Genomic DNA, 19716 nt, shown 5'->3' with positions numbered 1-19716 from the left:
TGAAGTTGTACTGATTGGTCAAGTTATAGAATGTATTATTTAATTTTTTTTAAAAATTTATTCAAGTCCTGAGGGTACAATTTTAACCAACTCATCATGTTACCTCGCGCCCAAGTGCTTTGTCTTTTAGCGTATTGTCTAGTCTTTATTGATATTTTTTCAATAACATCAGTGATATCTTTTCTTTCCTCCAGATATTCTTTGATCTCATTGATGCCAATGGCTTTATTGACGCTCTTATCTTTTCTAACTTTTAATTTAACAAATTTTTTAACTTCTTGAATAGCACCAACCTTAATCATTTTTTCTACTCTTTTGCCAATTCTTTGAACAAGTTCTTCGCGTGGATAATTAATATAGATTTTTAAAAAATCATCTTTATCAAAATATGATTTTGTATTTTGAAACCAATCATGAAGAGATTTTTTGGTAAATTGCTTCACCTCATAAGCTCTGATTGATCTTTGAGCATCAGTTGGATTAATTTTTTCTTTTGAATTTGGATCAAACTTAATAAGTTTTTGATAAAATTTTTTTTGGCCTAAATCTTTATGTAAAGCTCTTACTTTGTTTCTAAATCTTATTGGAATATTTGGAATATTTACTAATCCATCTGTTAAAGATTTAAAATATAATCCTGTTCCGCCAACAAAAATTGGTGTTCTTTTTCTTTTTTTTATTTCATTAATTTTTTTAATTGAAATTTTAAGCCAATCTCCTGTTGAAAAGTTTTTTTTAACACTATGAAAACCATACAGATGGTGTTTTATTTTTTGATAATCTTTAGGATTAGGTCTGGCAGATAAAATTTTTAATTCTTTATAAACCTGCATACTATCTGCATTAATAATTTCACCATTAATTTTTTTAGCAAGTTTAACTGAAAAATTAGATTTTCCAGAAGCTGTTGGTCCAGAAATTAAAACAATCTTGGATTTAAAATCCATGATTAATCTAGCTTAACACCAATATATCTTCTTTGATTTTGATTGTTGTATATTGCTAGTAAAATTGTTTTTTGGTTTGATTTTAAAACATCTTTAACAATTTTTTCTAAATCTTGTGCAGTTTTAATTTTTGTTTTTTGTGCTTCAACGATAATACTATTGGCTTCTATCGATTTTTGTAATGGACTAGTATTTCCTATTTGCGTAATAACCAATCCTGAGATTTGATTAGGAAGTTTTCTAGTCTTAATATCTTCTTTGGTTAGTTTTCTAACAGTAATCTTTAAGTCTTTTATGATAGTGTCTTTTGGAGCTTCAGTTTTTTTATCACTAACTTTAAAATCATCTGATGTTTCTAATCTTCCTAAAAGAATATTTTTTGTTAATTCTTTTTTATTTCTCCAAATTTTAACTTTAACTGTTGTTCCAACTTTTGTTTTAGCAACAATTGCTGGTAACTCTTTCATTTGATTAATTCTAACTCCATTAAACTCTAAAATAATATCTCCCGCTTTAATTCCACCTTTTTCAGAAGGGCTATTTTCTGCAACACTTGCCACTAATGCTCCTCTGGGCTCATCTAGTTTTTCAACATCAGCAATTTCTTGCGTTACATCTTGAATTCTTACGCCTAACCAACCTCTTTTGGTTTCACCAAACTCTATCAATTGGTTAATCACAATTTTTGCGCTGTTTGATGGAATTGAAAAACCTATTCCAATTGATCCGTTTCTTCCAAGAATTGCCGTATTAATTCCAATCACATTCCCATCCATATCAAACAATGGGCCTCCTGAATTTCCTGAATTAATTGATGCATCCGTTTGTATGTAATCTTCGTATCTAGATAATCCAATTGATCGATTTCTTGCAGAAATAATTCCTGATGTTACTGTTCCACCTAATCCAAAAGGATTTCCAATAGCAATCACCCAATCACCAATTCTTGCTTTATCTGAGTCTCCAAAAGCAACTGGAGTAAATTTGTCACCAGTTTCTAGCTGAAGTACTGCTATATCGGATAAAGGATCAGCACCAATTACTTTTGCCTTATATTCTTCATTACCATTAACTCTTACTATAATGTCTTCTGCATCTTGAATAACGTGATTATTCGTAACCACAATTCCTTTTTCATCAATTATAAATCCAGATCCTAGGGCAGATGATTTTCTTTCTTGTGGTGTACCAAATTCTTTAAACATATCTTCAAATGGTGAGCCTGGGGGAAATTGAAATGGAAATGGATTAGTTGTAGTAGTCACTGTTTGTGTAGTTGAAATATTAACTACTGATGGCATCAATCTTTCTGCAAGATCTGCAAACGATGCTGGCACTGATTTTGAATTAGATTGTAATGAATAACTAAGTGTAAAAATAAGTGTTAAAAATATTAATTTAATTTTTTTCATACTAACCTTTAATATAATAAATAATTACAAATCCTAAAACTGCAAAAATTAGCCCACCTAATCTCAACTGGCTATCTTTTACAAATTCTAATTTTCTCAACATACTTTTCATTTTTGATGGAAATATGGCATACAAAATTCCTTCAACAAAAAGAAAGAGACCAAATGCAATGATCAATTCTTTCATAAGAATAGGTTATTGTGATTTAGGTTTTATATTTCCAAAAAACTTAAAAAATTCACTATCAGGAGATAATATTAACGATGTATCTCCACCAATTAAAGCAGTTTCATATGCCTGCATTGCTCTATAAAACGCAAAAAATTCAGGATCTCTTCCAAAGGCTTCAGCGAAGATTTTGTTTCTTTCACCATCACCTTCTCCTTTCATGATCTCAGAGTCTTTATTGGCGTTCGCTAAAATTACTGAAACCTCTTTATCTGCTGTTGATGTAATGGTTACTGCCATCTCAGCACCTCTTGCTCTAAATTCTTTAGCTTCTCTTTCTCTCTCAGTTTGCATTCTTCTATAAATGGCATCACTGTTTGCTTGAGGAAGGTCTGCTCTTTTAATTCTCACATCAACAATTTTAATTCCAAACTTTTGGGCTTCTGTATTGACGCCCTCTTGAATTAAAGACATTTGTTTAGATCTATCTTTTGATAATAAAGTTTGTAGTTCTTGCTGTCCAAGAACATTTCTAATTCTTGAGTTAATAATTGTTGCTAGTCTTGACCTAGCTACTCTTTCATTCCCAACAGAAATATAGAATTTTAAGGGATCGATAATTTGAAATCTTGCAAACGCATCTACGATTAATCTTTTTTGGTCAGAGGCAATAACCTCTGCTGGTGGAGTATCTAAATTTAAAATTCTACTATCTAAAAATACAACGTTTTGGATAAAAGGTAATTTGAAATTTATACCTGGTTCAACTATGATCTTTTTAGGATCACCAAACTGAAGAACAATTGCTTGGTTTACCTCTTTTACAATAAATACTGAAAAGAATACTAAAGCACCTATTACAGCTACTATTGGTAATAATATTTTTTGTGCTTTCATCTAATTGCTCGCTTTCGTTTTACCCAGTTCAGGTAATGGTAAATAAGGAACTACACCTGATCCAGCATTTTTCTCTATAATTACTTTTTCAATGTCAGCTAATACTTTCTCCATTGTCTCTAAATACATTCTCTCTTGAGTAACTTCTTTTGCTTTATCGTATTCATTAAAGATTGAAACAAATCTACTTGCTTCACCTTCTGCTGATGCTACAACTTTTTGTTTATATGCTTCTGCTGCTTGTAAAATTTTTGCAGCTTCCCCTCTTGCTCTTGGGATTACATCATTAGCATAGGCTTCTGCCTCATTCTTAGATCTTTCCATATCAGCTCTTGCAGCTTGTACATCTCTAAATGCATCAATTACTTGATCCGGTGGATCCGCTTTTTGAGTTTGAACCTGAGTAATTTGAATTCCACTATTATATTCATCTAAAATTGATTGAATTATTTCTTGTGTTTCAACTTCAATTTTAGCTCTTCCTTCAGTTAAAATAGGTTGAATATCACTTTTAGCAATTACTTCTCTCATTGCAGTCTCTGCCGCAGCTTTTACAGTTCCCTCAGGATCTTGAATTTCGAATAAAAATTTACCAGCATCTTTAATTACCCAGAATACTGAAAAGTCAATGTTCACAATATTTTCGTCCCCAGTTAACATCAAGCTTTCTTGGGGAACATCAGCTACACCTCCGCCTGAAGAAAATCCACTATCTCTTTCAGATCTAAATCCAATATCCATTCTATTAACTTTGGTAACTTTTGGTGTTTCAACAGTTTCTACCGGAAAAGGAATGTGATAGTTAAGACCAGGTTGAGTTGTTTTTATAAACTTTCCAAATCTTAATACTACACCTTGTTCATCAGGTAACACTCTATACAATCCACTTGCCAACCATACAAAAAGTAAAACAATTAATATTAGACCGATCGGCTTTCCACCTGATTTACTTCCGCCAGGTAAGAACTTATTAATCTTATTTTGAATATCTTTAATAATCGCATCTATGTCTGGTGGTGTTGGTCCTCTTCCTGAACCATTTCCTCCTCCACCTGGGGGTGCTCCCCATGGACTTCCACCTCTACCTTTGAAATCATCAGACATATGACAAAGTATATAGTGTCTTTATGATAAAAAACAAGTAATGATGAAAATATGACTGACAAAAAACCAGAACTAAGTGACGCAATGAAAAAGAAGCTGGAGCCAAAGAAATTCACAAAAAACCCAATCTTAGGAACAAAGTTTACCATTGCAATTTCAAGTGCAAAGGGGGGAGTTGGAAAGTCTACTTTTGCAACAAATCTTGCGTTAGCTTTAAAACAAGTTGGTTGCAAAGTTGGTCTACTTGATGCTGATATTTATGGTCCATCAATTCCAAAGATGTTTGATATTAATGAAAAGCCAAAAAGTGATGGTCAAAAATTAGATCCAATCTCAAAGTATGATATTCAATGTATGTCTATTGGTTTTTTAGCTGATCAACAAACTCCGATGATATGGCGTGGGCCCATGGTAACAAGTGCCATCAAAACTTTTACTCAAAAAGTTAACTGGAAAAATTTAGATTTTATAATAGTTGATATGCCTCCAGGAACTGGAGATACTCAGTTAACTTTTTCGCAAGAAATTAAAATGGATGGAGCAATCATAGTCTCTACTCCACAGGAGGTAGCATTATTAGATGTTAAAAGAGGAATTAAAATGTTTGATAAGCTTGGAGTTAAAATTTTAGGACTAGTAGATAATATGAGTTACTTTACCGGAGATGATGGCAAAAAATACAAAATTTTTGGCGAAGGTGGTGTGAAAAAAACTGCGGAAGAATTTGAAAAAGAATTTTTAGGAGAAATACCTATCAATCCTGAGGTTGGAAAAAATGGAGATGAAGGAAAGCCTATTGTTGAAGCTAATCCTGAACACGAAATTTCTAAAATTTATTTAGATTTTGCAAATAAAATTAAATCAACTTATCTTTAAGATCAAAAGCTATCATTAGTTCGTTCCATTCTCTCTTGGAAAGTCCAGAACTATCGACATCCACATTTTCACCTTTAATAAGTTTTTGAATAATTACTTTTCCTTTAGCTGAAACTTCAGTACCACCAACTCTATAATCCATAAACGCATCATAAGTTATTGGAACCCATTTTTTAACAGTATCCAACATAGTATCCGCATAAACTCTTATTTCATACTGGGCATGACTATCAGCTCTTAATCTTAAAAAATTCATTAAGTTTAATAAATCAGTTTTCCAGTACCACTGAGTATAAGTATTTAGTGTCAAATTCATTCTAGCAAGTTCCCTTGCTAAACCCTTTTTATTTTCATCAATAGTTGAGCCATCAAATCTCTCATTCAACATCGTCTCATAATTGTCATAAGTTCTTTCAGCATCATCTTTTAAAAGTTCTAAAACTTCTTTTGCTTGCTCACCCTCTAAAACATCTCCTCGACCTTGTCTGTTGCTTGTAGATTGAGCAGCTAAATTATCTTGTGATGGTAAATAAAATTCTTTATCTAAAATTGAATACCTTGCTGAATATTCATTCACATTTGCAGTTCTATGTCTGATCCATTGTCTTGCAATAAATATTGGAAGCTTAATGTGATATTTTATTTCACACATTTCAAATGGTGTACTGTGCCAATGTCTCATTAAATATTTAATTAATCCTTTATCAGTTGAAATTTGCTTAGTTCCTTTACCGTACGAAACTCTTGCTGATTGAACTATTGATGTATCATCCCCCATGTAATCAATTACTCTTACAAAACCATGGTCCAAAGCTGGAATTGCTTCATAGAGGATTTTTTCAAGTTCAGGAGCAGTAACTCTTTTGGTTGGATTACTCTGACTTTGTTGATTTTTTATTTCGTCTGACTGTTCTTTTGTTAATTTCATGATTGTTATTGAATCTGTTTCAATTCCTTTTATATTAATAATGTTGGTTTTCCAACTACGACGATAAACGAATTTCGTAATAACCATTACGGACGTGGGGGCAGTACCCACCACCTCCACCATTACAACTTATGGGGGTGAACTAGATTCGACGGATGACTAAAGGCTATTCTTTCGTTCGGGATTGCTCCACCGTGACGGGCAAATTTATAATTGCTAACGAAAGTTACGCACTTGCTGCTTAATTAACTATGTTAATTAAGTAGACGGGGTTTGGGGCACCTGGCAACAGAACGCCCCTTACTTATTCGCGATTCTCTAATCATAGCAACAGTTCCAGAAAGCAATAATCAAAAAGACGTTCATAGGACGTTATTTAGAAAGTGGAAAGGACGTTATGGCATACATAAGAGTTAAGCGTGGGAAGTTTAAAGTTGAGATAAATAAAAAAGGTTATCCAAGAGTTTTTAAATCATTTCATACAATCAAGGACGCTAAGAAATTTGCAAAAGAAGTGGAGTCGCAAATGGAAAGACAAGTGTTTGAGGATTACTCTGGGGCAAGAGGAATTACTCTTAAAGAAATTTTAATTAAATATAGAGATAAAAAAACTGTAAATAAAAAAGGTGTAAGAGAAGAAACTTCCACTATTAATTTTTTAATTAAACATAAGATCAGTTTAAATTCATTAATGCGGTTGAAATCACACCATATTCATAAGCTAATGAATGAATTGGGTTCTACCAGGAAACCATCAACCGTTAAGAAGTATGTAGTTATCATTTCTCATGCCTGGCGTGTAGCAAGGAAAGAATGGGGAATTAATTTACCACCAGAAAATCCTTGTGACATGGTTACACTTCCAAAAGTCAATGACGCTAGGGACAGAATACTATCTAAATCTGAATATGTGTTGCTCCTAGAGTCTTGTAGAAATTCACATTTAAACATTTTAGAGGATATTGTGGTTTTTGCTTATTCTACCGGTGCAAGACAGGGAGAAATATTAAGGCTCACCCAAAACAATATTGATTATGAAAAAAAACTAATAACCTTTTTAGATACTAAAAATGGACAAGACAGAACAATCCCTGCGCCAGACAATGTATTAAACATTCTAAAAAAATATAGATTTGGAAAAAAAGTTTTTAATATTGTTGCCAGAAGATTAAGAAAACATTTTAAGATCGCTTGTATAAAAGCAGGAATTGCAGATTTTAGATTTCATGATCTAAGAGCTTGTTTTTGTACCAATGCTTTATTGAATGGCTGGAGCATTGCAGAAGTATCTACAGTAAGTGGACATAAAGATTGGTCACAATTAAAAAGATATACAAGAATTAAACCTGCAGATTTATTAGATAAAATAAATAAGGTTAATGTAGTTAAATTAATTGGATAGTCCTAGAGTTTAAAGGTTTCCGAAAACGCATAGCAAATTCAAGGGAACTATTCCAAATTAACATTAGTAGGAAACTTTTAAATTCTGTATAAGACAGACACACACGAACAAAGAAACAATAATCATTAATCACGAAACATTAATCACGAACCCTTTCGAGTTTGGGAACTCACAACAATAAAAAAAGGTAGTTATTAATGACCACTAAAAAAGTCGTATCTGACTTAAAAAAGATAATACAAATACAAGAAAAGATAATTAAAAGACAAGAGATAGAAGTTAAAGCTCTATTGAATGTTATAAAAAGAGCACAAACTAGATCTGAGGACTATTGCCAATGGTTGATCTGGTATAGACGAGAAGCAGAAACACTTACCAGAATAATTGAATCTTTTATTAGCAGTGAAAAAATTGATGCTGATTACAAAGCAAGTATTGAAGATTTAAAGCAGGAGTTGGCTTGGGCTGAACACCCAGACAATTCTAAATTTGATATGGAGGATAAAAATGAATCCTAATTTTTCAGATGGTGCACCAAGAACAATAAAAGAATGGCATGATATGGGTTATATGATGATCCCTTGTAGTCCAGAGGGAGTTCCGCTTGTTAAAGGGTGGACTGAGGATAGTTATGACTCTAAAATTTCAACAGTTAAAGAGGAGTATTTTTTAAAAAGAAATATCCCTGGTGTTTGGGGTCTTAGATTAAAAGATATTGTTGATTACGATATCGACAATCCAATGATGCAAAAATTTATCGCTGGTAGAATAGTTTGCGGAGCAAAGTTTGGAAGAAAATCAAATCCATTGAGTCATTTATTATTTCAAGGTTCTACAAAAAATGAAGAAATAATTGTGCCTGCTGCATTTGAAAAATATTTTAAACATTTTCCTCATGGTCGTAGGTTGTTAGACATAAGGTCTGGGCAAGATCATTTTACATATGTTCCTTGTGGGTTAAGACCACATAAAAAAAATGGAGCCTCAGAAGTTTTGGATTGGTTAAACTTTACAGGTTTCATGAAGTACGACACACGAACCAATGGTATAATGAAAGAGATCTGCTTGCAGACTGCATTGTCAGTAATGTTCCCTGCTACAGGGCAGAGAGATAATTATATTACTGCTATTGCAGGTATTTTAGCCAAACATACAGATTGGACAGATGAGAGGATAAATTCATTTTGTTTTGATCTAGCTTTTAAATCTGGTTCAGACAATCCATCAAGGTATGCGAGTAAAGGAACTGATGTACGAAAACCAGATAATAAACATTTTGGAATTCCTAAACTTGCAGAAGTTTTAGAAGTTACACCTGCGGATGTTTCAAAATTATTTGCTTGGGTTGGTGTTAAAGATGCCTCAGCCATGTTCTCTGACTTGGTTGTCTACAATACTGAACCAAAACAATGGCGATTAAAATTCAAAGATAAATGGATTGATATATGGGATACTTCAATATTACTTTCATATACCAAAGTAAAAGTTTTAATTTTAGAAACTTGTATGGAAGAACCTCCAGAGGTATCGCCTAAAGATTGGAAAGCTATCAGGGTACAGTTACTGCAGAATGTTAAAAAAGAAGATGCTCCACCAGAGAGTTCTTATTATGGAGTAATTACAGGTATGATTATTGAATACTTAAAACGAAGAAGAAGTAATGACGATAATGTTGATGGCGATGATACAAGGTTTAATCTACTTGATAGTTGGGGTGCTGCTTACTATGACCAGTATTATTGGGTTAAAACTGAAGCGATTATAAATTACTTAAAAATCAAAGGTCAATCAATTGATGTTCGAAAAGTAGCTCATTTATTTAGAACAGAGTTCAAAGCTGAACCTACTAAACTTACAATTCAGAAAAGAGAAATTAGGTGCTGGAAAATACATGTAGAAAATATTGAAGGTATCCGATCTGACAATACTGAAACTAAACTACTAGAGGAAGCTTATAAGGAGTGGAAACATAACAAAGAAAAAAGACTTGGTCATAGTATCTATGGGAAAAAAGATAACTATTAATAGGATAGAAAAAACAAAGACAGACAGACACATAAAAACGATCTACCGAAATTTATAATTTCTTCTCTATATATAAGAGTGATAAAAAGGGTTTGTTAGTAATAACACCTTTTACTGATTAGGGGCGTTTGATCACCGCCTCTGATCTGAATAAGTTTTAGGGGTTACCCTCAGATCCCTTTAAAAAAGAAAAAAATTCAAAAAAGTAAGGGTTTATTAAAAATAATTAAAATAATTTAAGGGAACATATGCAAGAAGATATGACAGATAGATTAGTAAGACTTACTAAACTTTATGACGATGATAGTCCGATGGTCAATGATCCAAGATCCATGGAACAAGAATTAGAAGACTTTAAAGCACCAGTAAAAAAACCAAATGCAGCAGAATTAGAAAGAATTTTGACTCGACCAAAGCCCTCACGAACTCGTAGAGCACCATTAAAAAAGAAACCTAATACCAAGGTTGTAAAATCTAAGGAGGATTTAGAAGAGGACTTTAAGGTAATAGAAATACCTATAATAATGAAAGAGTTTGAGGAATGGATCAAAAATAACCCAGGAAAAGAATTTAGAGAATTCCTAAAAGAGCAGGAATACATAAGAAAACAAGACGAACAAAAATTTAAGGACATAGTCCTGGCGGGCGCCCTTGGAAAGATTGATGATGCTATGTCTGGTATAATGTCCATGGCTATGGGTGGTATTATCAGAGATCCTAGTTACACCTATTACAGTGATGGTGGCAGTGCAAATAAACCAAAAGATCCAGCAACAAAAATTAAAAAATTAAATTTGGCAGATTATTTCCAATATGGGATGAAGATTGCAGACCTTACTGAGTCTGAAAGAGAAGTAGTTAATGATCTTCTTAAAAAATCCTTTGGAATAAACTGCTCTGATAAATAATAAAGATTATAGAAGCCTGAGGCGTGGCTATTGATGCTATTGGTTTAATGCTGAATGAATTTTGGGATTAGAATATCGTCTTTTTCAATCTCTTCCCTTACTTCCTCTGAATATTTATCTTTGTAACAATCACTACATAAATATATGACTTCTACCGTGCAACTAACCTGAGTTAATATTGATTTATTTTCACCACACTCATTGCAGCTAGATAGAGTTTTTTTCATTATTGATACTCACTAAAGAATGCTTTTCGATTTTTCTCCTCTGCAATCATTCTTTTAATCTTAGCAACTGTCATATGGCATTCTAAATATATTGTAGCCTCTGTTATTAATTGTCCAAGATCCTTGTTTGATAAATCTCTATTATTTGGTGGTAAGAACTTTAGTCCATTAGCACTTGCAAATGTCTTTAACGTAGAAGATTTAATTCCAAAGTTAAAACTTTCTACACCAGATTGCTTCCCATAATTTGCAACAGCAACACCTACTACATTTCCTTTTTGATCCATAATTGGCCCACCACTATTACCTTGGTTCAATGCAGCATCTGTTTGAAATTCTGAATAATTATCTCCATATCCTGCAAGAGCTGTTATACTTCCTTTAGAAGTTTTAATAGCAGCACTTACTTTTTTACCTAAAGGATAACCTGCAATAATGATATCTTCCAATAATGATGCATCTTCTGCAGCTACTGAATAGATTTTTGATGGAGTAAGATCTGCTTTTAAAATTGCAAGATCATTCATTTTATCAACTGCTAAAACATCTGCTGATACTTCTTTACCTTTGAAAGTTAATTTAACAGTACTGCAACCCTCTACGACATGATGATTGCTTATGATGTGACCTGTATTAGATACGTAGAACCCTGTTCCAGATGAAGCAGCTACAATCTTGTTATCATCAGGGTCTGGAGTTTGTTTTTTAGGTTTTTGTTTTTTTGGTTTTTCAGCAACGTAAATTGGTTTATTGGGTTTATTAATCTTAAATTTAATACTGTCTCCTTCAGGGTAATCAAAAGTCGCAATCAATCTTTGAAAATCTAACTTCATTATTACTGGTGGTGCTTTCTTCTTTTTATATTCTTCGTTGAGAACACTAAAATGTCCTCTATTATTTTTTTCTTTCCAGAAAAATTTATACGAGAAACCTGGGCCTTTCCAAAAAGCAGTCTCATCAGGGTAAAATGTTATTGTATTTAAAGAGCTATCTTTTGTATTTTTTAGAACTAAATCTGAATCCAATACTGTAGCTCTATAATCAATAATTTTAGGTTCTTGCTTCTTGGGTTTTTCTGCAACTGCTGTTGCACAAGTTATTTTGTACATATTTAATGGTTGGTATTTTTTACCTAACAGCTCAGGCGCATCTTCAGCATATCCTGGGGGCAATCTATCTAATTTATTTTTTTGAAATCCATTGTTGCAATTTAAACCACTTAATATCTTCGATTTTTTTGACATTAAAGCATCAAGATTTTGATTATTCTTCACTGCAATATAAACATAACCTTTTTGATAATTCCAAGTTGTTAAACCAAAAGCATTCCCACTCAACAACAAACCCAGAACCATGATCCCTAAAAGTTTTTTCATTAATTAACTAACTCTATTTCATCATTAAAACCGCCAACATATCTAATAATACTAGGTTGTGGGAGATCTTCATTTACTCTCCATTCAGCAACTGCATCCATAAATTCTTTTGGGAGATCTTTATATTTATTATGCCATGTGGATGAAATTAACCATTCACCACGTTGTTTATTGACAGGTATATCTGCATCATAATCAAAATGTCTTATTAACGATATGACGTTACCTGCTTCAGTATCAATAAAAACCAAACCTTTCGTACCACAAGATTTATATTCGCATCCACTGATCACAACGTATCTTTTATCTTCTGAAACATTATAACCACCGTTTGCTCTTTCAAATATACCTATAAGAGCTTCAACCAAAGTATGATCCATATCCTCTTTTGTCTTTCCCCTGACAATAGATTTCATATCTGTAACATTCGATTCTAAGAATTGTTTAAAACGTTGCTCTTTATCTTCATTTAATAAATCTTTTGAGTCTTTAAATTCAGTTTGAACAGCAAACCATTTTGGATCATCAAAGCCCCACTCCAATAGATAAGATGAATGGAAGAAATAACAATTTTTAACTAACTCTCTAAGACTTTCATATGACTCTTTTTTAAAACAATTTTCTTTAATATTTGGAAGCTCTTCAGATATAGGTGGAAAGTCTTCTTTTAGTAGTTCTTTTTTTTCATGGGCAAGTAAAGCTTTTTTAAATTTATCACTTAAATTTATATCAAGGAAATTCTCATTTAATCTTTTGTTATCAAAATCATAATAATCAAAGTAAAAAAAGATATCCCAACCCTCTGCTAATAATTCTTTATAAATTTCATCAAAGTTTTCTTTAGTATGTGCGTATAATTTTTCAGTTTCATAATAATCAGCCAATACTTTCATTTGTCTAATTGCGCTTAGTTTTTCAAAGTCAATTTTTTGAATAAGGTCAGCATATGTGTCTATAGAACTAATCCCGTTTATATGATCAAATTGATAAAACTTTTGACCTTCATAATAATAAGTGGCGGCTCTAGAAGAACCTTCGATATCAAATGCATCAGCTATTATCAAATTATCTGAATTTATAATTGCTTCGTAGGTATCTGTTAAATTTAGACTAATAAGTTTTTGTTCAATAATTATCTTATGGTCCTTTTTTACAGGTAAAAAAATTCTTAGTGCTGTAAAATCTGCATCACTAAAATATTTCTTACATCTTACGTGCCAACCAACACCCCAAGCAACAACTTTCTCTTTATGCTTTAATTCATAAATTGAACTAGCACCACTAATCTTTCTCTCCTCTAAAATATCTCCTGCTTTATTTTTGATAACTAAATCTCTAAAATTTGAAACTGAAATAGTTAAATTATCATTATCTAATTTAACTTCTGAAGAAGCTAACGTTTGAAATTCTCTATCGTATTTACTTTTCTCGATTTTGATAATCTTGTTAGGAACTTCTAATAATATGTTTTGTATATTTAATGGCTCATCGTAATATTCTTGAGGGTCATTTCCACAAGCGTTTAAATAAACTTCTTCACCAACCTCATATGCTGCTGCAGGTAAAAAATACAACAACCCTAGAATAACTATTGATAAAAATTTTTTCATTGTTTGATTAATTTCCCATTTTCCCACATGCCTTTATATTGTTTTCCATCTGATGATGTAAAAACACCATAACCATGAAATCTACCATCTTTGTAACTTCCAACATAAACATTTCCTTTTTTTGATTTTTCAAAACCCTGACCATTTTTTAAATTATTCAAAAAATCACCTTCATAAGTGCTACTGTCTGTAATCAGATAGCCTTTGCCACTAAATTCACTATCTTTAAAATTTCCTACATATTTAGTATTATTGGATAATGTAAGGGTACCTTTGCCATTAAATAAACTATCTTTAGACTCACCAGAATAAATCATCCCATTTTCAAAGGTGTAAACACCTTGGCCATCAAATTCATCATTTTTAAATTCTCCTTCATATGTAAAGCTACCAGGGATTATATATTTTCCTTTTCCGCTTCTCTTACCAGTTAAAGCATCAATAGTGCCTTCGTATGTGTCACCATTATCATATGTTTTTGATACTTGAAGATAAACAGTGCCTTCTTCTTCTATAATCTTTTCTACAGCTTTTTGACCAACTTTTTCTGGGTCTTCAATAGTATGCTTACCTACAGTTTTATTATCTTTCCATTCACCAATTGAAGTTAGACCGTTTTTAAATGTGTAAGTACCTTGACCATTTCTTTCATTGTCTTGTATTTCCCCCACATATATATCTCCGTTTGTGTAAAGAATAGTACCTTCTCCAGAAAAAATATCTGCTTTTGAATTTCCAGTAAATATAGTTCCATCAAACATTTCTAAAGTTCCTTGCCCATGTCTTTTTCCATTTTTAAATTTTCCAGTATATTTTGATCCATCTTTATATTTAAAGACGCCAGTACCATTCATACAATCACCAGCAATACAATTTTGTGCAGAATAGGCAGTATTAAAAATTAAAAACGTTGAAATTATAATTAATAAAATCTTCATCTAATATCTTTTTTTAATTCTTCTATTTTTTTTCTTTTCTCTTCTATCATTTTCCATTTGTACCTATCTTCATCTCTGACACCAGGTAGAAAAAATATGATAGACATCAAAACACAAAGTCCAGATGCACCTTGCAATATACCCATACCTAATGTGCCCAAAACTGTGTAAAATTCTCGTTCAAATGATGTTGAGATAAAGACAAATATAATACCAACGACTGCACCTATATTTAAATATTTACGATGAGTTCGATCTTTATCAGCTTTTAAAAATTCCTCTCGGTACTCAGCTTCCAATTCTTCTATTTCTCTTTTTTCTGCTTCACTCATTATTCATGATTATCAAATCCTGAACCATGACTCAATATAGAAAAATCAATTGCTAGTATGGCAAGTTTCTATTTGAAATTTCTTCACAAGGTCTTGGGTCATCAACAGTTTCACCTCTTAAAGTATATTCAATAGATGGTACATTTTTTTTAACTTTTAAAATAAGATCCATTTCTTTATCAAGTTTTTCACCATCATCAGGGTCATGATCAATTATAAATGAATTCTTTTTATCATTTGTATATTTAATACTTTTTTCCCAAACCAGGCTCCTTGCGTTCCACTCCCAATAAAATGTATCTTTATCATATGCAAAATAGCCTGTTTTATTATCTGTCATAGAGCAAGATAAAATAACTTTCTCGTTTCTTATAAACACAAAATAGATAGTTAGTATGATTGTAATTAATGTAATAATTATAATCTTTATTATCTTGGGATTTTTTGAGGCATTTATTTTTTTTATCATGTCATTTAAGAAGGCTAGTGCTAGAAAAACAAAAGCACAAACACCACCAAATACAGCAACCCCGCCTAAAATACCAAATACCGTTGTAGTTAAACCTTCGTTAAATATAAATGAAAAATCACTGGGATGTCGGTAAATTTTTTGTGCAAAAATTATAGCCGTTATTATTGCTGCTGTTTTAAAATTTGGTTTTATAAAATTCATGCATTTTATATTTTAATCTACAATTTAGCTTTACTTATGTCTCAATTGATAAATTACCATGTCAAATTCATAAAAAGCTATTTCCTCATCTTCAAATTGGATAAAAGGAAAAAGAACGGTTTTGTTATCTGCACAAGTTAACTTTTCAACATATATCTTCTTATTAATTGGAAAATTTAATTTTGATTTTTGCTGTAAAAATAATCTAAATTGTTTGTTATTAAAGAATTCTTCACTTGTGTAAGTTGCATAGTCACTAACCAAACCACCATAATCACAGTTAAAAAAAGCACCTTCTGCTAATCCTTTAAAAAATCTTTGAGTTTTTCCAACTAATTTTTCTGGGTCTGAGTATGCTCCAGAACCTATGTATTTTTCTATTACCCAAGTAGTTTTAACAGGACTTGAATAAGCATTCCCACTCAACAACAAAGTCAGAACCATTATCCCTAAAAGTTTTTTCATTTATATTTTATTTTTAATTCCTGGTATTTCTTTGCATTCAAAAGTGAATAATTTTCTCTTTCCTTTAAAAGTTCCTCCGTTTAGTTTTGGATAAATTTCATTCGTATTTTCTTCAGATACATTGAAAGATAACTCTTTAGGATATTCATTAATTTCTCTAAATAATTCATCAATTACTGAATCATTATATTTTTTATTCATTCCAAAACCTTTAACCCACTGATTATTGTATTCTAATAAATCAAGTTTAGATCTATTTAATATTATATGTTGAGCAGATGTTTTTATTTCTCCACCCCACCACCAACCATCATTTATCTCTTTATAAAAAACGTAGTAATTGTCAGAAACATAAATAGGTAGTCTTTTTTTATAGCCAAATACAGCGTGAGTAAATCTCGACTTATCTTCATGTATTTCTATGGTTGGGATAGCTTCATCAATGGCTTTAGATTTTACCCATTCCATTTTATTGAAATCAAAACTAACATTTATTGTATTATGAAATTTTATATATAATGGTTTTCTATCAACTCCCCAATACTCCCTATTAGGTTCACAAATCATCCATATAGGCTCTTTTTCAATTTTAGCTTCAATCCATTCTGGTTTAAGAAGTTTTTCAATTCTAAAAAATGATTTTTCTATGTTGTTAATAACTTTAATTATTCTTTCTTCTGAAAGTTCAACAATTGGTCCCTGAACACTCTGCATATCAGTTCTAGAGGCTGCTGATTTTAATAAATTATCTGAATTTATCATTGATGTTTTCATTTGATTAATAACTTGCAACCTCTCAGTTTCATTTGGAATATTTTTCGATACTCGATTTATAAAATCATTCATGGTTTCTCGTGCATTTATATAATCTTCAGATTTAAACACTTGTTGATTTTGATAGGATATCAAAGCCGATTTCCATAACTCCATTTGATACCTCATACCATCACGAGTTATTTTTGCCATCAATCCTGTTGTTTCATAAAAATCGACTATTTCATTTTTATTAGGAACATCTTTCCAAAAATCTGTATGCATCTGCTTTGTGACTTTACCTTGATCAACATTCAAGACTTGATGCATTATATATAATTGATTTTCTGTCATAGCCATTAACTGTGACGTTAAAGAAATAAGTAGAACTATTGATATACAAATTTTTTTCATTGGTTATTAGAATATATTGCGTAAGCCAAAGCTACAAGTTCTATGGCTATGATTACTTCGAGCATTCAATTATAACTTTTAATTTCACTATTTTCACAAAGTCCAGCAGTACCACCAAACATTTTAATAGAACCAAGAGTCGCAAAAGTTTCACTATTTATTTTTTCTCTCGCTCTTTTAAATTCTGATAGCAAGGGATTTTTTATTTCTTTACCTATAAGAGCAGTATGGGCAGGTTTTAATCTGTATTGAACAATATAAAGGCCAAATCTATTATAGGAACCTATACCTCCAAAATCAGTTAATTGTATTTCATTCACCACATCTTCATATGCTGAAAGATTTGCATCAGTATAGAAACCAAAAGACAAATAATCACCTTTATCTCTTTCAACAGGCTTATTTATAGTTTTTGTATCATTAACATTTTTGCTAATCCCCATTTTTAACATCCTTAAATTCTCTTCATCAAAATGAAAAATATATTTAGGTTTTGTGGAGGCAAACCATATTTTACTTTTTTTAAAAGCTGAGTCCCACTCTTCATCAGGAGCGCATACTATTTCAATGTAGTTTTTTGAAATATCCTCAAGTTCTTTAATAACATTATTTGAATTAACAAATCTTTTTTTTGTGGGTTTTAAATTTTTTTCTTTACCATTAATGAAATCATAAACTTTAATTTTAGAAAGCCAAACTTCAAGATCTTTATTAAATTGGGGAGGAAGGTCATCAAAGTTTTTAAATTGTTTAGACATAATTAAAAGATTTCCATCTCTATTTCTATTATCCTTAGTTTCAAAAAAATAATGGATCATTGCACCAATCACAATTTTTTCTTTTTTATCAATCCACAAAAACCCTTTTTCAGGACATGACTGATATCTGCATCCACTTACAATAAAATATCTATCGTTATTAATTTGTATTTCTTCAAATTCAGCAGCACTATTTCTTAAAAGCTCATAAAGACTTTTATTGACTGGGTTATTACCTCTCCCTATACCAAGATAAAACTCAAGATCATTTAACTCTGTTATCAAGGATGTATCAAAATCTATCTCATCAATTATTATTTTAGGGTCTTCTTTCAATTCGAAAAATTTGTATAGGTCAGCATAAACGTTGCTATTCAACAGCAAACTAAAAACTAGAATTGAAATAAACTTTTTCATTTATTGGTATTCTTTTTATTTTGTTTTAATTTAACTTTTTTATGATTTTTGCTACCAGCAATCATATCTCTTATAGTTTCATAAATTCCAAAAGGTATTGCCACTATAAACCCAAGTGCCACCACCCCACCAATCACATAAACAAATGTATCACCAATTAAATTAAATAATGTATCAAGAATACCAACTGACATAATCCAAGACTAACAAATCATGAACCATGAGTCTATTTGCTTGAAACAGTTATTTTGTGTGAATTATAGGAATTAAAATAAATCAAATGGATAGGCTTCTAGGATTACCCTTACCAACTCTGATTACTTTATAATGATCACCCATACATCTTTTATTACAATAGAAATATTTTTTGGTGTTACCTTTATTCTTACCTGATGTGAGTATTAAATCACTTGGCTTTATAAATAAATCAACTTTACATGAAGAGCATCTCTTTTTAACTCTTATAGATTTTCGGTTTTGTTTTATTGATATAATAGCTTTTCCATCAAATTTTTTATACCCATGAACTTTATTATGACAATCTAAACACAAAGTAATTCCATTATCTAAATTCCATTTCAATTTAGGATAATCTTTAATAGATTTTATATGATGAGCATGAAGTATGACTTTTGTGCCAGATACTTTACATTTTTGACAAATATATCCATCTCTTTTAAAAACATTATTTGTCCATCTTTTAGCGCTACCTCTCCTATCTTTTCTTCTCGAGTTTTCACGATAGTTTGGATGATCCTTACCGGTATATCTAAACCCATGAATATCTGCGCAAGTTTTAGAACAAAATTTCTGTTTCAAAAAGATTGAGATTGCTCTTTTTCTATAGTCTTTAGACCAACTCATTTCTTTATTGCAACCCTCACATTTCTTCACTCTACTAATAGAACTATCTTTATCACTACGATTTTCTATTTTTTTTGTGTGAGTATTAGAACAGGATGAGTTGCAGAATTTTTTTCTTTTAAAAGTACTAATATGTAAATGATTGTATTCGTCAGAATACCAATCGATAACCTTTTCACAGTTTAGACATTTTTTATTTTTTAATTTTTTCATAATATTGG

At 31.2% G+C, this 19716-nt stretch carries 21 protein-coding genes and 1 other RNA gene; 6 read left to right on the top strand and 16 right to left on the bottom strand.

The features are described 5' to 3' along the window. Positions 1 to 35: 35 nt before the first annotated feature. From miaA to hflK, 5 genes are read right to left on the bottom strand one after another with little or no spacing between them, the layout of a single operon-like run. A complete protein-coding gene (gene miaA / locus ACIJYF_RS01310) occupies positions 36 to 947 on the bottom strand; it encodes a tRNA (adenosine(37)-N6)-dimethylallyltransferase MiaA (RefSeq protein WP_435117066.1) in 912 nt (303 codons plus the stop codon). Between the two features lie 2 nt (positions 948 to 949). Continuing rightward, the gene (locus ACIJYF_RS01305) at positions 950 to 2359 is read right to left on the bottom strand and encodes a Do family serine endopeptidase (RefSeq protein ID WP_435117064.1); all 1410 of its coding nucleotides are present in this window, start codon (positions 2357 to 2359) and stop codon (positions 950 to 952) included. A gap of 1 nt (position 2360) precedes the next feature. Beyond that, complete coding sequence (locus ACIJYF_RS01300) at positions 2361 to 2546, bottom strand: DUF2065 domain-containing protein (protein ID WP_435117062.1); 186 nt, start codon at positions 2544 to 2546, stop codon at positions 2361 to 2363. Positions 2547 to 2555: 9 nt separating this feature from the next. Continuing rightward, the gene (gene hflC / locus ACIJYF_RS01295; RefSeq protein ID WP_271507939.1) at positions 2556 to 3425 is read right to left on the bottom strand and encodes a protease modulator HflC; all 870 of its coding nucleotides are present in this window, start codon (positions 3423 to 3425) and stop codon (positions 2556 to 2558) included. Beyond that, positions 3426 to 4529: an FtsH protease activity modulator HflK gene (gene hflK / locus ACIJYF_RS01290; RefSeq protein ID WP_435117060.1), complete on the bottom strand. Its 1104-nt coding sequence runs from the start codon at positions 4527 to 4529 to the stop codon at positions 3426 to 3428. It lies immediately after the preceding gene. Positions 4530 to 4580: 51 nt separating this feature from the next. Here hflK and ACIJYF_RS01285 point away from each other — a divergent pair, with 51 nt between their 5' ends. Then, entirely contained in the window at positions 4581 to 5405 is an 825-nt protein-coding gene (locus ACIJYF_RS01285) for an Mrp/NBP35 family ATP-binding protein (RefSeq protein ID WP_435117058.1), read from the top strand. On the opposite strand, the gene thyX is transcribed toward ACIJYF_RS01285, so the two are convergent. Beyond that, positions 5386 to 6333: an FAD-dependent thymidylate synthase gene (gene thyX / locus ACIJYF_RS01280; RefSeq protein ID WP_435117056.1), complete on the bottom strand. Its 948-nt coding sequence runs from the start codon at positions 6331 to 6333 to the stop codon at positions 5386 to 5388. The genes ACIJYF_RS01285 and thyX overlap by 20 nt on opposite strands. A 4-nt stretch (positions 6334 to 6337) precedes the next feature. On the opposite strand from thyX, the gene ssrA reads away from it, so the two are divergent. The 5 genes from ssrA (at position 6338) to ACIJYF_RS01255 (ending at position 10668) form a co-directional block, all read left to right on the top strand. Beyond that, positions 6338 to 6638, top strand: a transfer-messenger RNA (tmRNA) gene (gene ssrA / locus ACIJYF_RS01275). Between the two features lie 92 nt (positions 6639 to 6730). Further along, complete coding sequence (locus ACIJYF_RS01270; RefSeq protein WP_435117054.1) at positions 6731 to 7735, top strand: tyrosine-type recombinase/integrase; 1005 nt, start codon at positions 6731 to 6733, stop codon at positions 7733 to 7735. A gap of 197 nt (positions 7736 to 7932) precedes the next feature. Beyond that, complete coding sequence (locus tag ACIJYF_RS01265; protein ID WP_435117052.1) at positions 7933 to 8253, top strand: hypothetical protein; 321 nt, start codon at positions 7933 to 7935, stop codon at positions 8251 to 8253. Then, entirely contained in the window at positions 8243 to 9760 is a 1518-nt protein-coding gene (locus tag ACIJYF_RS01260) for a hypothetical protein (protein WP_435117050.1), read from the top strand. The genes ACIJYF_RS01265 and ACIJYF_RS01260 overlap by 11 nt, the downstream gene beginning before the upstream one ends. A gap of 260 nt (positions 9761 to 10020) precedes the next feature. Next, positions 10021 to 10668 (top strand): hypothetical protein, encoded by a 648-nt coding sequence (locus ACIJYF_RS01255; protein WP_435117048.1) that lies wholly within the window; start codon positions 10021 to 10023, stop codon positions 10666 to 10668. 226 nt (positions 10669 to 10894) lie between these two features. On the opposite strand, the gene ACIJYF_RS01250 is transcribed toward ACIJYF_RS01255, so the two are convergent. The 10 genes from ACIJYF_RS01250 to ACIJYF_RS01205 form a co-directional block, all read right to left on the bottom strand. Further along, the gene (locus tag ACIJYF_RS01250) at positions 10895 to 12271 is read right to left on the bottom strand and encodes a S1C family serine protease (protein WP_435117046.1); all 1377 of its coding nucleotides are present in this window, start codon (positions 12269 to 12271) and stop codon (positions 10895 to 10897) included. Continuing rightward, positions 12271 to 13881: a hypothetical protein gene (locus ACIJYF_RS01245; protein ID WP_435117044.1), complete on the bottom strand. Its 1611-nt coding sequence runs from the start codon at positions 13879 to 13881 to the stop codon at positions 12271 to 12273. Before ACIJYF_RS01245 ends, ACIJYF_RS01250 begins: the two co-directional genes overlap by 1 nt. Then, complete coding sequence (locus ACIJYF_RS01240; RefSeq protein WP_435117042.1) at positions 13878 to 14819, bottom strand: MORN repeat-containing protein; 942 nt, start codon at positions 14817 to 14819, stop codon at positions 13878 to 13880. The genes ACIJYF_RS01245 and ACIJYF_RS01240 overlap by 4 nt, the downstream gene beginning before the upstream one ends. Further along, a complete protein-coding gene (locus ACIJYF_RS01235; protein WP_435117040.1) occupies positions 14816 to 15151 on the bottom strand; it encodes a hypothetical protein in 336 nt (111 codons plus the stop codon). Before ACIJYF_RS01235 ends, ACIJYF_RS01240 begins: the two co-directional genes overlap by 4 nt. 52 nt (positions 15152 to 15203) lie before the next feature. Continuing rightward, positions 15204 to 15824 carry a hypothetical protein gene (locus ACIJYF_RS01230; protein WP_435117038.1) on the bottom strand — a complete coding sequence of 207 codons (621 nt, stop codon included), beginning with the start codon at positions 15822 to 15824 and terminating at the stop codon, positions 15204 to 15206. A 30-nt stretch (positions 15825 to 15854) separates the two neighbouring features. Continuing rightward, the gene (locus tag ACIJYF_RS01225) at positions 15855 to 16289 is read right to left on the bottom strand and encodes a hypothetical protein (RefSeq protein WP_435117036.1); all 435 of its coding nucleotides are present in this window, start codon (positions 16287 to 16289) and stop codon (positions 15855 to 15857) included. After that, the gene (locus ACIJYF_RS01220) at positions 16290 to 17456 is read right to left on the bottom strand and encodes a hypothetical protein (RefSeq protein WP_435117033.1); all 1167 of its coding nucleotides are present in this window, start codon (positions 17454 to 17456) and stop codon (positions 16290 to 16292) included. Between the two features lie 65 nt (positions 17457 to 17521). Continuing rightward, positions 17522 to 18631: a hypothetical protein gene (locus ACIJYF_RS01215; RefSeq protein WP_435117032.1), complete on the bottom strand. Its 1110-nt coding sequence runs from the start codon at positions 18629 to 18631 to the stop codon at positions 17522 to 17524. Next, the gene (locus tag ACIJYF_RS01210) at positions 18628 to 18825 is read right to left on the bottom strand and encodes a hypothetical protein (RefSeq protein ID WP_435117030.1); all 198 of its coding nucleotides are present in this window, start codon (positions 18823 to 18825) and stop codon (positions 18628 to 18630) included. The genes ACIJYF_RS01215 and ACIJYF_RS01210 overlap by 4 nt, the downstream gene beginning before the upstream one ends. 82 nt (positions 18826 to 18907) lie before the next feature. Continuing rightward, complete coding sequence (locus ACIJYF_RS01205) at positions 18908 to 19708, bottom strand: HNH endonuclease (protein WP_435117028.1); 801 nt, start codon at positions 19706 to 19708, stop codon at positions 18908 to 18910. Positions 19709 to 19716: the final 8 nt, after the last annotated feature.

The sequence above is a fragment of the Candidatus Pelagibacter bacterium nBUS_49 genome (genome assembly GCF_051200925.1).
Lineage (GTDB): Bacteria > Pseudomonadota > Alphaproteobacteria > Pelagibacterales > Pelagibacteraceae > Pelagibacter.
Note: the sequence above shows the minus strand (reverse complement) of the source record. Positions and strands in the feature narration are given on the sequence as shown.